The 14,042-nt window shown below is 58.1% G+C and carries 16 protein-coding genes; 13 read left to right on the plus strand and 3 right to left on the minus strand.

What is annotated here, in order from left to right; genetic code table 11:
• Positions 1-80: 80 nt before the first annotated feature.
• From QMK51_RS08295 to QMK51_RS08325, 7 genes are all read left to right on the plus strand, one after another.
• Positions 81-1,085, plus strand: a complete 1,005-nt coding sequence (locus QMK51_RS08295) for a substrate-binding domain-containing protein (protein WP_258699634.1) — start codon at positions 81-83, stop codon at positions 1,083-1,085.
• Positions 1,086-1,150: 65 nt separating this feature from the next.
• A complete protein-coding gene (gene araG / locus QMK51_RS08300; RefSeq protein ID WP_320393709.1) occupies positions 1,151-2,695 on the plus strand; it encodes an L-arabinose ABC transporter ATP-binding protein AraG in 1,545 nt (514 codons plus the stop codon).
• Positions 2,696-2,704: 9 nt separating this feature from the next.
• A complete protein-coding gene (araH, locus tag QMK51_RS08305) occupies positions 2,705-3,673 on the plus strand; it encodes an L-arabinose ABC transporter permease AraH (RefSeq protein WP_258699636.1) in 969 nt (322 codons plus the stop codon).
• A 220-nt stretch (positions 3,674-3,893) separates the two neighbouring features.
• A complete protein-coding gene (locus tag QMK51_RS08310) occupies positions 3,894-4,607 on the plus strand; it encodes a GntR family transcriptional regulator (protein WP_320393710.1) in 714 nt (237 codons plus the stop codon).
• Complete coding sequence (locus QMK51_RS08315) at positions 4,604-5,602, plus strand: ADP-ribosylglycohydrolase family protein (RefSeq protein ID WP_320393711.1); 999 nt, start codon at positions 4,604-4,606, stop codon at positions 5,600-5,602. Before QMK51_RS08310 ends, QMK51_RS08315 begins: the two co-directional genes overlap by 4 nt.
• Positions 5,603-5,822: 220 nt before the next feature.
• Positions 5,823-7,289 (plus strand): purine-cytosine permease family protein, encoded by a 1,467-nt coding sequence (locus tag QMK51_RS08320; protein ID WP_320393712.1) that lies wholly within the window; start codon positions 5,823-5,825, stop codon positions 7,287-7,289.
• Positions 7,282-8,211 carry a PfkB family carbohydrate kinase gene (locus tag QMK51_RS08325; protein WP_320393713.1) on the plus strand — a complete coding sequence of 310 codons (930 nt, stop codon included), beginning with the start codon at positions 7,282-7,284 and terminating at the stop codon, positions 8,209-8,211. Before QMK51_RS08320 ends, QMK51_RS08325 begins: the two co-directional genes overlap by 8 nt.
• Positions 8,212-8,348: 137 nt before the next feature.
• On the opposite strand, the gene QMK51_RS08330 is transcribed toward QMK51_RS08325, so the two are convergent.
• The 3 genes from QMK51_RS08330 to QMK51_RS08340 all read right to left on the minus strand — a co-directional run bounded on the left by QMK51_RS08330 (position 8,349) and on the right by QMK51_RS08340 (position 9,889).
• Complete coding sequence (locus QMK51_RS08330; RefSeq protein ID WP_258699641.1) at positions 8,349-8,729, minus strand: Rho termination factor N-terminal domain-containing protein; 381 nt, start codon at positions 8,727-8,729, stop codon at positions 8,349-8,351.
• Positions 8,730-8,853: 124 nt separating this feature from the next.
• Positions 8,854-9,108 carry a hypothetical protein gene (locus QMK51_RS08335; protein ID WP_258699642.1) on the minus strand — a complete coding sequence of 85 codons (255 nt, stop codon included), beginning with the start codon at positions 9,106-9,108 and terminating at the stop codon, positions 8,854-8,856.
• A 127-nt stretch (positions 9,109-9,235) separates the two neighbouring features.
• Positions 9,236-9,889: an HD domain-containing protein gene (locus QMK51_RS08340; RefSeq protein ID WP_258699643.1), complete on the minus strand. Its 654-nt coding sequence runs from the start codon at positions 9,887-9,889 to the stop codon at positions 9,236-9,238.
• Positions 9,890-10,121: 232 nt separating this feature from the next.
• On the opposite strand from QMK51_RS08340, the gene QMK51_RS08345 reads away from it, so the two are divergent.
• The 6 genes from QMK51_RS08345 (at position 10,122) to QMK51_RS08370 (ending at position 14,010) form a co-directional block, all read left to right on the plus strand.
• Positions 10,122-10,604, plus strand: a complete 483-nt coding sequence (locus QMK51_RS08345) for a GNAT family N-acetyltransferase (RefSeq protein ID WP_320393714.1) — start codon at positions 10,122-10,124, stop codon at positions 10,602-10,604.
• Between the two features lie 154 nt (positions 10,605-10,758).
• Entirely contained in the window at positions 10,759-11,421 is a 663-nt protein-coding gene (locus QMK51_RS08350; protein WP_320393715.1) for a hypothetical protein, read from the plus strand.
• Positions 11,418-11,912, plus strand: coding sequence for a PAAR domain-containing protein (locus QMK51_RS08355; RefSeq protein ID WP_320393716.1), 495 nt, complete (start codon positions 11,418-11,420; stop codon positions 11,910-11,912). Before QMK51_RS08350 ends, QMK51_RS08355 begins: the two co-directional genes overlap by 4 nt.
• A gap of 6 nt (positions 11,913-11,918) precedes the next feature.
• Positions 11,919-12,659, plus strand: a complete 741-nt coding sequence (locus QMK51_RS08360; protein WP_320393717.1) for an alpha/beta hydrolase — start codon at positions 11,919-11,921, stop codon at positions 12,657-12,659.
• Between the two features lie 132 nt (positions 12,660-12,791).
• Positions 12,792-13,163: a hypothetical protein gene (locus tag QMK51_RS08365; RefSeq protein ID WP_320393718.1), complete on the plus strand. Its 372-nt coding sequence runs from the start codon at positions 12,792-12,794 to the stop codon at positions 13,161-13,163.
• A 343-nt stretch (positions 13,164-13,506) separates the two neighbouring features.
• The gene (locus QMK51_RS08370) at positions 13,507-14,010 is read left to right on the plus strand and encodes a hypothetical protein (protein WP_320393719.1); all 504 of its coding nucleotides are present in this window, start codon (positions 13,507-13,509) and stop codon (positions 14,008-14,010) included.
• The last annotated feature ends 32 nt before the right edge of the window (positions 14,011-14,042 follow it).

Genomic DNA, 14,042 nt, shown 5'->3' on the forward strand with positions numbered 1-14,042 from the left:
GATATGACTATTGGCTGCATGCTTCGACCGCTGTATTGGCTTTCAAATAACGCTCAAAAAAAATAACAAGGAGTCAGCTTATGAAACGTCGTCGTGGGATCCGTTCCCTGTGCTGTGCCGCTTTGGCGGTCACCGCGGTCAGCCTGAGCAGTACGTTGCTGGCGGCCGAGGAAGTGAAGATCGGTTTTCTGGTCAAGCAAGCCGAAGAGCCCTGGTTCCAGACCGAATGGGCTTTCGCCGAAAAGGCCGGCAAAGACAAGGGCTTCACCGTCATCAAGATCGCCGTGCCTGACGGCGAGAAAACCCTCTCGGCCATCGACAGCCTGGCGGCCAACGGCGCCAAGGGCTTCGTGATCTGCCCGCCGGATGTCTCCCTCGGCCCGGCAATCATGGCCAAGGCCAAGCTCAACGGTTTGAAAGTGATCGCCGTCGATGACCGCTTTGTCGATGCCGGCGGCAAGTTCATGGAGGACGTGCCGTACCTCGGCATGGCGGCCTTCGAAGTCGGCCAGAAGCAGGGCGCCGCCATGGCTGCCGAAGCGAAAAAACGCGGCTGGGACTGGAAAGAAACCTATGCGGTGATCAACACCTTCAACGAACTCGACACCGGCAAGAAACGCACCGACGGTTCGGTTAAAGCCCTGGAAGACGCCGGGATGCCGAAAGACCACATCCTGTTCTCGGCCCTCAAAACCCTCGACGTACCGGGCAGCATGGACGCCACCAACTCGGCGCTGGTGAAACTGCCGGGCGCGGCGAAAAACCTGATCATCGGCGGCATGAACGACAACACCGTGCTGGGTGGTGTGCGCGCCACCGAAAGCGCCGGTTTTGCCGCCGCCAACGTGATTGGCATCGGCATCAACGGCACCGATGCCATCGGCGAATTGAAAAAAGCCAACAGCGGCTTCTTCGGCTCGATGCTGCCGAGCCCGCACATCGAGGGTTACAACACCGCCAGCATGATGCACGAGTGGGTCACCACCGGCAAAGAACCGCCTAAATACACCGCCATGGACGACGTGACGCTGATCACGCGCGACAACTTCAAGCAGGAACTGGAAAAGATCGGCCTGTGGAATTGAGGGTCGGTTGATTTCATCGGCGGCCCTGGCAACGGGGCTGCCTGATCGGTGTGAAGAGGTGGGTTATGCACGCACAAGTACAGACACACGGACACAGCGTTGGCGGCAGCTTGCGCTTCAACGGGATCGGCAAAACCTTTACCGGGGTGAAGGCGCTGGACGGCATCAGCTTCGTCGCCCATCCGGGGCAGGTTCACGCCTTGATGGGTGAGAACGGCGCCGGTAAATCGACGCTGCTGAAAATCCTTGGCGGTGCTTACACGCCGAGCAGTGGTGACCTGCGGATCGGCGAGCAGACGAGGGTCTTCAAGTCCACTGCCGACAGCATTGGCAGCGGGGTCGCGGTGATTCATCAGGAGCTGCACCTGGTGCCGGAAATGACCGTGGCCGAGAACCTGTTTCTCGGCCATTTGCCGGCGAGTTTCGGCCTGATCAATCGCGGCGCTTTGCGTCAGCAAGCGCTGGCCTGCCTCAAAGGTCTGGCCGATGAAATCGATCCGCAAGAGAAGGTCGGGCGCTTGTCCCTCGGCCAGCGGCAACTGGTGGAAATCGCCAAGGCACTGTCCCGTGGCGCGCATGTGATCGCGTTCGACGAACCCACCAGCAGCCTGTCGGCGCGGGAGATCGATCGCTTGATGGCGATCATCGGTCGCCTGCGGGACGAAGGCAAAGTGGTGCTTTACGTCTCTCATCGCATGGAAGAAGTGTTCCGCATCTGCAACGCGGTGACGGTGTTCAAGGACGGCCGCTTCGTGCGCACCTTCGAGGACATGAGCGCGCTGAGCCATGACCAGTTGGTGACGTGCATGGTCGGTCGCGACATTCAGGACATCTACGATTACCGCAGTCGTCCCCGTGGCGCGGTGGCGCTCAAGGTCGACGGTTTACTGGGGCCGGGCTTGCGTGAACCGGTGAGTTTCGAGGTGCACAAGGGTGAAATCCTCGGGCTGTTTGGCCTGGTCGGGGCCGGGCGCACCGAGCTGTTCCGGATGCTCAGCGGGCTTACGCGCAACACGGCGGGGCGCCTGGAACTGCGCGGTCATGAACTGAAGTTGCACTCACCACGAGATGCCATCGCGGCGGGGATTCTGCTGTGCCCCGAGGACCGCAAGAAGGAGGGCATCCTGCCGCTCGCCAGCGTCGCCGAGAACATCAATATCAGCGCACGCGGCGCTCATTCCACCTTCGGTTGCCTGTTACGTGGGTTGTGGGAAAAGGGCAACGCCGACAAGCAGATCAAGGCGCTGAAGGTGAAGACGCCCAACGCGGCGCAGAAAATCATGTACCTGTCTGGTGGCAATCAGCAGAAGGCGATTCTCGGTCGCTGGCTGTCGATGCCGATGAAAGTCCTGCTGCTCGACGAGCCGACCCGGGGCATCGACATCGGCGCAAAAGCGGAGATCTACCAGATCATCCATAACCTGGCCGCCAGCGGCATCGCGGTGATTGTGGTGTCCAGCGACCTGATGGAAGTCATGGGCATTTCCGACCGCATCCTGGTGCTTTGCGAAGGCGCCATGCGCGGCGAACTGACCCGCGAACAAGCCAATGAATCCAACCTGCTGCAATTGGCGTTGCCACGCCAACGCGCTGCCGACGTGGCGAACTGAGAGGTGACTATGACCATCCAAAACAACGCTCTGCCAACCCCGCGCAAACCTCTGGACTTGCGGCGCTTTCTCGATGACTGGGTGATGCTGCTGGCGGCCATCGGGATCTTCGTGCTCTGCACCTTGCTGATCGATAACTTCCTTTCGCCGCTGAACATGCGTGGCCTGGGCCTGGCGATTTCCACCACCGGGATTGCCGCGTGCACCATGTTGTATTGCCTGGCGTCCGGGCATTTCGACTTGTCGGTGGGCTCGGTGATTGCTTGCGCCGGCGTGGTCGCGGCGGTGGTGATGCGTGACACCGACAGCGTGTTCCTTGGCGTGAGCGCGGCGCTGGTGATGGGGCTGATTGTCGGGCTGATCAACGGGATCGTGATCGCCAAGCTACGGGTCAATGCGTTGATCACCACGCTGGCGACGATGCAGATCGTTCGTGGCCTGGCTTACATTTTTGCTAACGGCAAAGCGGTGGGCGTGTCCCAGGAGCAGTTTTTCGTGTTCGGTAACGGCCAGTTGTTTGGGGTGCCGGTGCCGATTCTGATCACCATCGTCTGCTTCCTGTTTTTCGGTTGGTTGCTGAATTACACCACCTACGGGCGCAACACCATGGCCATCGGCGGCAACCAGGAAGCGGCGTTGCTGGCCGGGGTCAATGTTGACCGGACCAAGATCATCATCTTCGCCGTGCACGGTGTGATTGGTGCGTTGGCCGGGGTGATTCTGGCGTCGCGGATGACGTCCGGTCAGCCGATGATTGGCCAGGGTTTCGAGCTGACGGTGATCTCCGCTTGCGTGCTGGGTGGGGTATCGCTGAGTGGTGGGATCGGGATGATTCGGCATGTGATTGCCGGGGTGCTGATTCTGGCGATCATCGAGAATGCGATGAACCTGAAGAACATCGATACGTTTTATCAGTACGTGATTCGCGGTTCGATCCTGTTGCTGGCGGTGGTGATCGACCGATTGAAACAACGCTGATTTTCCTGGTGGGAGTGGCGTGTCATTGATCGTTCCCACGCTCTGCGTGGGAATGCAGCCCGGGACGCTCCGCGTCCCAGCAGCGGACGCAGAGCGTCCATTGAGGCATTCCCACGCGGAGCATGGGAACGATCATTTGGAGGATCCTTCACCCACTTTCACAAAATATTCCTTGCTCGCCCCAACCCGTTTCAGCTATGACGGTACACCCGAGGTGTACATGATTAGACCGCTACGAATTGACAAGAAACAACAGGTGAGCGACGAGCTCATCCGGCGCATCGAAAGCGGCCTCATGGAGGACGGTATTCTATTGCCGGGCGAACATCGATTGGCTCAAGCCTTCAAGGTCAGCCACGGCACATTGCGTGAAGCGCTGGTCGAACTGAAACGACGCCACAACCTCGCCACGCAAAGCGCGGTGGGCTCCATCGTCACTTACGACGGGGTGGTGCTCGATCAACGCAACGGCTGGGGCAAGGCACTGGCCGACAGCGGGGCGTTGATCAACACTGAAGTGCTGCGGCTGGAGGCAGTGTTCCGTCCTGACCTGCTACCACGTTTGGGCATCGATCAGTTCATCACCCTCGACCGGCGCCGGCGCAGTACCGATGGCACGCTGGTGTCTCTCGAACGTTCATTGATGCCCGCCACCGGAGGTCTGGAAAGCCTGCCGCAAGTGGGGCTGATCGATGACTCCCTGACCATCACCCTGGCCGCCTACGGCTACATTGGCGGACATGGGGATCAATGGATCGGTGCCGAACCCTTGAATGCCGAAGATGCCAAGTTGCTCGGGCGCCCGGAGGGCACGGTGTTCCTCAAGGCCCTGCGCACCACTTACGACCGTCAGAACCGCTTCATGGAACAAGTCGAAAGCCTGCTCGATCCGGTGCATTTTCGTCTGCACCTGCAAATTGGAACTGCAAAATGATCGCGCTCGACCATGCCCTCGGCGCGTTCTACGGACTGGCCCTGGGTGATGCGTTGGGCATGCCGACACAATCCCTGAGCCGCGCCGAGATCAAGGCGCGCTTTGGCGAAATCACGGAGCTGCACGACGCAGGCCCCGATCAACCGATCGCCGCGAACATGCCCAAAGGCTCGATCACTGACGATACCGAACAGGCGATCCTGATCGGCCAGTTGTTGATTGACGGCGAGGGCCGGATCGAACCGACGGTGCTTGCCCAACGATTGATCGAATGGGAAGCCGGGATGCGGGCCAAGGGTTCGCAGGATTTGCTCGGCCCCTCGACCAAGCGCGCGATCGAGATGATCCTCGCCGGCCACTCGATGGAAGAGACGGGGCGCTATGGCACCACCAATGGCGCGGCGATGCGCATCACTCCGGTGGGGATTGCGGCCGATGTTGCCGAGCCCGAGCGTTTCATCCGCGCCGTGGTGCTAGCCTGTCAGGTCACCCACAACACCTCGCTGGGAATTTCCAGCGCGGCGGCGGTGGCGGCGGTGGTTTCTGCCGGGATCAACGGCATGGACCTGGGGGAGGCGTTGAACCTCGGCCAGCAGATTGCGCAGCAAGCCGAAGGTCATGGCCACTGGGTTGCCGGCGGGCGTATTGCCTCGCGCATCCGTTGGGCGCGGAGCATCAGCGTTGACAGCGACAAGGCGTTGCTGGCGGACTTGCTCTACGATGTGATCGGCACTTCGGTAGCCTCACAGGAATCGGTGGTGGTGTCGTTTGCGCTGGCTCAGCAAGTAGCCATTGATGAGATGAGTGCCTTCGAAGCGTTGTGCATGGCGGCCAGTCTGGGCGGAGATACCGACACCATCGCGGCGATTCTCGGCGCCATGCTCGGCGCTTGTCTGGGGCTTGAGAGTTGGCCTGTGGCGATGATCGAGCAGGTTAAAGCGGTAAATGATTTACAGCTGGAACCGTTGGTGCAGGGGCTGTTGGCTCTGCGTTGACTGGACTGGCGTCTTCGCGGGCAAGCCCGCTCCCACAGGGATAGTACAAACCTTGAGATGCACGCCGTACCTGTGGGAGCGGGCTTGCCCGCGATGGACGCATCACATACTTGAATTTTTCACTCGCAATGGAGCGCACAAACATGGCCAGGATCGCCGGAAAGTTATATCGACTTCCGAATTGCCCACAACTACAACAATGGCAACAGGAGCAGTTTTCATGAGTTCATCGAAAGCCGGGCAAAGTGCCGGGCAACTGGAAACCCGTGGCATCGAACCGGTGCCGGAAGGCGAGTGCAACGGTCATCCGCTGCAGCTGTTCTGGGTCTGGTTCGCGGCGAACATTTCCATCCTCGGCCTGCCGTTGGGCGCCACGCTGGTGGCCTTCCGCGGACTGGCGATCTGGCAGGCGATCATCGTCGCCATCCTCGGTGCCGCCGGTTCTTTCGCGGTGGTGGGGATCATCTCCATTGCCGGTCGTCGTGGTCGCGCACCGAGCCTGACGCTGTCGCGGGCGATCTTCGGTGTGCGCGGCAATATCGGCCCGACGCTGGTCTCGCTGATGTCGCGTCTGGGTTGGGAAACCGTCAACACCACCACCGCCGCATTCGTCTTGCTGTCGCTGTGCTCGATTCTGTTCGGCTCGCCGGTGGAAGCCAAAAGCGCGCCGCTGCTGACCCTGGTGTTCATCGCGATTTTCGTGCTGCTGACGTTGTCGGTGTCCGGCCTCGGTCACGCCACGTTGCTGGTGATCCAGAAATGGGCGACCTACGTGTTCGGTGCGTTGAACATCCTGGTGGGCGGTTTTCTCTGCGCGACCATTGACTGGAGTGCCGTGTTCAACGCCACGCCAGCACCCCTGAGCGCGATGATCATCGGCATCGGCACCATGGCCGCCGGCACCGGGATCGGTTGGGCCAACGCCGGTGCCGACATGTCGCGCTACCAACACAGCAGTGTCAAAGCCGTGCGTCTGGTGGCGTCGGCGGCCTTCGGTGCGGGGATTCCGCTGGTGCTGCTGATCACCCTCGGCGGTCTGCTGTCGGTGGGCAACAATGATCTGGCCTCGGCCACTGACCCGATAGTCGCGATCCGCGACATGCTGCCGACCTGGATGGCCGTGCCGTACCTGATCACTGCGTTCGGCGGGTTGCTGCTGTCGAACAACCTGTCGGTGTACTCCGCCGGTTTGACCACCTTGACCCTCGGCCTGAAGGTCAAACGCGTGTATGCGGTGGTGGTCGATATCATTGCGATCTTTGCTGGTTCCATCTACTTCATGCTGATCGCCGAGAGCTTTTACGGCCCGTTCATCACCTTCATTTCCTTGCTGGCGGTGCCGATCACGGCGTGGGTCGGGATCTTCGTGGTCGACCTGATCCATCGTCATTACTACAGCCCCAAAGACCTGCTGGACGTCAGCCCGGGTAGCGCCTACTGGTATCGCGGTGGCGTCGAGTGGCGCGCGTTTGGTGCATGGGCGGTGGCGATTGTGCTGGGATTCAGTTTCACCACCATTGGCACCACCGAACAGGATGTCTGGTTCCGGGGCTTTCTGTCCGACTCCTGGCTGGGGCACAACGGCCTGGGCTGGATCGTGACGTTCGTGGTGGCCGGTGGCATTTACCGGGTACTCGGCGGCGCCAGGGACCGCCGCGCCGCGTTGTTCGAGCCGGCTCATGCCTAAACTATTGCACACCGGCCAGGTCATCATCGACCTGGTCATGGCCGTGGATGAACTGCCTCATTCGGGTGGCGACGTGCTGGCGCAATCGGCCCGTTTCGAGGCCGGCGGCGGCTTCAATGTAATGGCTGCGGCCCAGCGAAATGGCTTGCCGGTGGTCTACCTCGGGCGCCATGGCAAGGGCCGTTTCGGCGACCTGGCCCGGGAGGCGATGAAGGCTGAAGGGATTCGGATTGGCCTCGATCAGAGCACCGAGCGCGACACCGGAGTGTGCGTCGCGCTGACCGAAGCCTCGGCCGAGCGCACGTTCATTTCCTACATCGGTGCCGAAGGCGAATTGACCGCTGAAGACCTGGCGAGTGTGCCGGCCGAGGCGGGTGACTTTGTCTATGTCAGCGGCTATAGCCTGCTGCAGGGCGGCAAGGCGCAGGTGCTGGTGGATTGGGTGGTGGCTTTGCCGGACGGGACCAAGGTGGTGTTCGATCCGGGCCCGCTGGTGGATTCGCCGGACGCGCCGCTGATGAAGGCGTTGTTGCCACGCATCGATCTGTGGACCAGCAACCGTGTCGAGGCGCTGCGGTTTACCGGGGCGAAGGATATCGACGAGGCATTGAATCGGCTGGCGGATCATCTGCCGACCGAGGTGTTGACGGTGGTACGCGATGGGCCGCAAGGGTGCTGGATCAGCCAGCGCGGCGATCACCAGCTTGTGCCGGGATTCAAGGTCGTGGCGGTGGACAGCAACGGCGCAGGGGATGCTCACGCGGGAGTTTTTGTCACCGGGTTGGCGCACGGATTTTCGGCAGTCGAAGCGGCTTTGCGGGCGAATGCGGCTGCGGCGTTGGCGGTCACTCGCTGGGGGCCGGCGACTTCGCCGGGGACGGCTGAGGTGGATGCGTTGATTCGCGAGACCTATGGCGCCTGATTGACCGCTATCGCGAGCAGGCTCGCTCCCACGTTGGATATCTATGCCAGCCGACAATATCTCGGCCAACAGCGATCAACTGTGGGAGCGAGCCTGCTCGCGAAAGGGCCCTCAAACTCACCCTCAAATCCGGACGCTTATCCGGCCTTGCGCAACGCCTCGATCAACGCCTGCTTGCGCATGCTCGAGCGCCCCGGAATCTTCTTCGCCCGGGCTTCTTTCATCAGGCTGTCCACCGTCTGCGTCTCGCGCGAAGCCTTGCTGTTGCGCGGCTTGCCTTCACGGGTGGCCACCGCACGACGGGCTGATTCCTTGCGATCTGCAGACTTGGCGCTGGCCGGCTTCTTGCGCCCGGAACCGCCGGCGCGTTCACCGCCACCCGACTGCTTGTTCACCGTGGCCCAGGCGCGAGCTTCGGCTTCATCTTTGGACACGCCTTTGTGCTCGTAGCTCTCTTCGATGTGTTCGGCTTTGCGTTTTTGCTCGGCGGTGTATTTGTCTTTGCTTCCACGAGGCATGGGATTTCTCCTTGCTTCAGGTGTGTATCCGTAGGCGCTGGCGAAGGCTTGGGTCGCGTTCGGACGATCTTTCGATCTTCGAATCCAAAGGCAAAGATCGCAGCCTGCGGCAGCTCCTACACGGTCAGACGTCCAGCTTGCGCGCCGCCTCAACCCCTGCGGCGCTGAGTTTGATCGGCAGGTTCAGCGAGTGCTCGCCGGTTTCGTTGCAGATCACATGACCGTGCTGGATCAGCCCGCGCTCCTGCAGCGTGGCGAGGGTGCTGGCCACGACTTTCTCCCCCCGGTAATTGTCCAGAACCTCCTTGCCCAAGCCACTTGGGTGGGCATGCAGCAGGCGAGTCAGGACTTCTTTCTCCAGGTTTTTATCGACGTTCATGGTTACCTCTTGGTTGGGATGGACGGGTATTGCACCAGGCTCGCATCGGCGAGCCCTTACCCGATATTGGTCCATCCCCGACCTGGATTGGTGCCTGAGGAACGACGAGCGGTGCCGTTCTGGCTGATCAGTCGACGCCTATTTCTTCTTTGAACTGCTCCATGAACCCCTTCAGACGCTGATGGCGAATCTGCGCCAGACGCTGGCCGGCGGTTGTCTGGAACCCGTCCGCCAGGTGCAGCAGCTTGGTCTGGAAATGATCCAGGCAAAAGCGTTTGTCGTCGTAGTCCCGTTCTTTTGCCTCTGGGTCCAAAGGGTCGTACAACGCACTGCCCATGCGCCCGGCGATGTAGAAGGTACGCGCCACACCGAGCATGCCAAGGGAGTCGAGGCGGTCGGCGTCCTGGATGATTTTCGCTTCGAGGGTGATGGGCGTGATGTTGGCGCTAAAGCTATGGGCTTCGATGGCATGGACGACCGCTGTGATTTTTGCGCCAGGCCAATCCATTGCCATCAGCACTGTCGACGCTTTCTGCGCTGCCAGCCGTGACGCCTGGGAGCGCCGCGGCGAGTTCTTCTCCACCGCCACGCAATCGTGCAACAGCACGGCTGCCAGCAGCACCTCAAGATCACCACCTGCTTCGGCGTGAAGCGTGCGCACGTTGTGCCACACCCGCTGCAAGTGCGACAGATCATGAGCGCCGTCCTCGCCTGGTTCCAGCGCATGAGGCAGCAGTTCAGAAGCAAGATGGTGCAAAGGCGCGAAAGCAGTGGTGGTCATAAAAGTCCCTTAGTGTAGAAACGCTTTTGTGGCGAGGGGGCTTGCTCCCGCTGGGCTGCGCAGCAGCCCCGACTCCAGACGCCACGGTATTTCAGTTACAACAGCGTCGCCAGTTTTTACGACTGCTTTGCAGCCGAACGGGAGCAAGCTCCCTCGCCACACTGCTTTCAAATGTGACGAGCGCCGCGTGCGGACTTAGTATGGCGTTTTCAACTTTTGACAAGGCACGTCCATGACGATCGACATCCGCCCGGCGACCCCCAGCGATGCCCCGCAAATCCTCGCGTTCATCACTGAACTGGCCGACTTCGAACGTGCCCGTCACGAAGTCATCGCCAGCGTCGCCGACATCGAGCGCAGCCTGTTCAGCGAAGGCGCCACCGCCCATGGCCTGATCTGCCTGCGCGATGGCTTGCCGATCGGCTTTGCAGTGTTCTTCTTCAGCTATTCCACCTGGCTGGGCAGCAATTGCCTGTACCTCGAAGACCTCTATATCACCCCGGAGCAACGAGGCGGCGGGGCCGGTAAAACTTTACTGCGCCACCTGGCAAAAATCGCCTGCGCCAATGACTGCGGCCGTTTCGAATGGAGCGTGCTGGACTGGAACAAACCGGCGATCGAATTCTACAAATCCCTCGGCGCACAGGCACAGGAAGAGTGGGTGCGGTATCGGATGGATGGGGTGGTACTGCGCGAGTTTGCCGAGGGACGTTGATCGCTGCTGGCAATCTGATACGAATCTGTTGTTCGCACCGCTCTAGTCCGGCATTCTGTGCGCCCTTTGCGCGCTCACGGACGACACCTGCAATGCCTTTGGCACTCTTTCTCCACGCCCGTGGAGCCTTCGCTGCGTCAATGAGTGGCCGGCGATGAGCGGACTTCGGGCGACTATGCGTTTGTATGGCCTGGTGAAAAACCTCGGCTCCACGGACGATCTCCATCGCCAATCGGTGGATATCCTTTGCACCCTCGACCGCGCGGGCGGTAAGGCGATCCGGGCGTTCGTTTCGCGTCTGGACGCCGAGTTGATGACGCGCGGTCGCGGTCTTGAGGAGTATCGCGTCGTACCGCTTCGCACGTTCGATCCGAATCCTTTTATCCAGGAGCATCAGGGCTGGCTGAAGCTGCATGTCTGCTGTGGCTTCGTTGTCCCGGCGGATCAATCGCTATTGAACGACGGAATGCTGTCGCCCATGGGTTGGTACGTCTATTCCGACATCGGCCAATGGACCGCAAAGCATTACATCGATTTCGGCCCGCAGATGGCCAGCCTGCTGCAAACGTCCTATGACCGGATCGGTCTGCGCGACTACAACGCCGTGCTCAACGACCTCGACAGCGCCTCGGATGCAGATCTGAAATGGCAAGTCGCCGAAGCCTGGCAAACCCTTCACACCGCTTCATCCCCCGACAGCCATGAGGATTGTCATGCGCTGTTCGACCCGGTCGATAACCGCTGGTGCTTAGTCGCGACCGACGTCGATATCTATCAGCCTCACCCTGAACCTCAGAAGCAAGGAGCTTTGACTTGAGTGGAAAACCTGCTGCGCGCATCACCGACCCGACGGCGTGCCCGTTGCCAGGCCATGGCACCAACCCGATTGCATCCGGTTCCCCGGACGTATTCTTTGATGGCCTCGGCGCTGCGCGCATGACGGACAAATCCGCCTGTGGCAGCCCGATCACCGGCGCGGTGTCCGGCACTGTGTTCATTAACGGCCTCAACGCCGCAATGCTCGACAGTACGGGCGGCCATGGCAACGTGGTGATTGGTGGCTCTGGCACGGTAATTATTGGCCAGAGTGGCGGAGGGGCGGCGTTTAGTGGGTTGTTGCCGATGCCGGTGCATTTTACGGACAGGTTGCAGGTGGTTAACGAGGCGACCGGAGAGCCTGTTCCCTATCACCCCTACACCATTCAGCGTGGTGACGGCAGCGAAGAGCATGGCATCACCGATGCGTCGGGGTTTACCCATACCGTCAGTTCTCATTTGGCTGAAACCATTAAATTGTTTGTGGAGTAATCAGGTATGGCTGATGAAGGCGCGACAGTAGAAGCACCCTTGGCGAAAAGAGAGGTGAAAACGCATACGCTGACATGTAAGACGGATCAGTCCGTCAAGCAGGTTTCTGTTTCTCTACGAAATTTTGTTGTGTTTTTTATAGGTGGTGCTGGGGATCAGGAAAGCTACTATCTGAGTGGGCCGAATAATAATGTGGATGATGTGCGTGAGATATTTATAAGAGATGCAAAGCAGCTAAAATTTCCGAAAGGAAAATTTGAGTCTTGGCCTCTTGGTTATAATGATTTTATTACTGACAAAGATTTATCAGAGCATGTGCTGAAAAAAATACCTGATTGCTCTACAGCGGTATATATCATCGGTCATAGTCTTGGGGGGTGGAATGGCGCGCACCTGTCCAGTGTTCTGACCGATAAAGGCTACAAGGTAAGAATGTTGATAACCATTGACCCGGTTGGTGAAGGTAAGGTTGTTTGGAGTATTTCGAATATATATAGATTGCAACCTAAGCCGAAAGCTGAGTACTGGGTTAATATTCGAGCTGCTGCTGCACCTGAAAAGCGCAATTTGTCTGACAGGGTCGCAGATTTTGGCGGGCAGTGGGAAGTTGTCGAAGGGCCGGATGTGATGGGGCGGGTTGACGTAAATCACGCCGATGCACATATCATGTACATTCGGCCATTGAATAATGGAAAAACAGCTCGGCAAATACTGAATGAGTCAATTTTGAACTATTTTAAGGAATAACATTTGATATTTCGATGCGTTTTATTGGTCGCTATTGCCTTGTGCGCTTCGTGTTCTCTGAATCACGGGAAGCCGATAGCGACGCTGATATATTCCGATGTTGAGGAGTTAAGAGATACTGGGATATATCAGGTGAGCTTTACTTCGGATGTTGCGATTCTTGATCTATTCAAGTCCAGCATCGGTCAAGGATTGATCTGCGCAGTTGATGATGATCTCGATTTTGCCGTGGCTCATCAGATAAAACGTTCTGGCTATGGTCTGGTGGAACGCATTGAAGATGACTCGGTGTACAAATACAAGGCCGATGTTATTTTCAGGGAGTCAACTGGAGAAAAAGGCGCAGAGATTTTTCCGGAGGGCGAGGTGTTGAGTCGTTGGTTAACTAATCGAAGCTACATTTCCTGTGTGTTTCGGGTTCATACCACAACCTATAAGACTTATTTTTCAAATGTTATGCGTGTTCCAACAGGCGATTTGGTGCGAGCTATCGATAAAAAATAAAATCCAGCGCTTGGCGAGGCCTCTTGTCAGGAAACCAAGAGCCTCGGGACTTTTCATGTCTACTCCGTCGCTTTCCAATCACCGCTTAGCAAACCATCTAGAGGCTGCCTCACGGTTGGTGACACTGGACCCCGCTGGTAATGGAGCGATGGTGGGAGCTATTTCAAACATTTATCCAGAAAAACCAAAGCTAAAGCAGGGTTGGAAGAAGGGCCTAATGTAAATAGTAAAATGGATGTAAATCATGAAGAGGCGGATGTTGTGTTTACGACGGTTTTGGCGGATGAGAAGTCTGCTCTTGCGTACGTGATTCAATCTATTAATAAACATTACAGAGGTTGATGTGAACATCCCGAAATTTTTTTTGCTTGTCACTGTTTTTGTTTTGGGTGGGTGTTCCTTCAATCAAGATAAAGCCCTTGCTAATCTTGATTTCTCAAGAATGGCAAGGGTGCGCGATACACCTGTCTATAATCTATATTTTTCAGCAGATATCGATATTCTCGGTTCATACAAGTCGCGTGTTGGTGAAAAATTAATGTGTGCCTTGGCAGATGATGTCGATTTCAATCTGGATCATCGGATGAAGTATTTCGCTCAGGGTGCCGTTGCTCGGGATAAAACTCAACCGGGATTTAAGTTTGTCTCACAGATTATTTTTAATGAGTCTATTTCCGCTGGCGCTAGCGAGAGGGCTTTGGGGGCACCGGAATTGAAAGGTCTCCTGTCGAATAAAGAGTATGTGACTTGTCGGTTTCTGGTTAGCGCAACGATGACGAATACCTATTTTTCGAATGTGATGTACGTCCCGGTTGTAAGAATAAAACAAGCCGTGGATGGTAAATGAATTTGATGTCAAAGCATTTATTGTTTTGTAGT

Source organism: Pseudomonas sp. P9_31 (genome assembly GCF_034008235.1).
In the GTDB taxonomy this organism is placed as follows: Bacteria; Pseudomonadota; Gammaproteobacteria; order Pseudomonadales; family Pseudomonadaceae; genus Aquipseudomonas.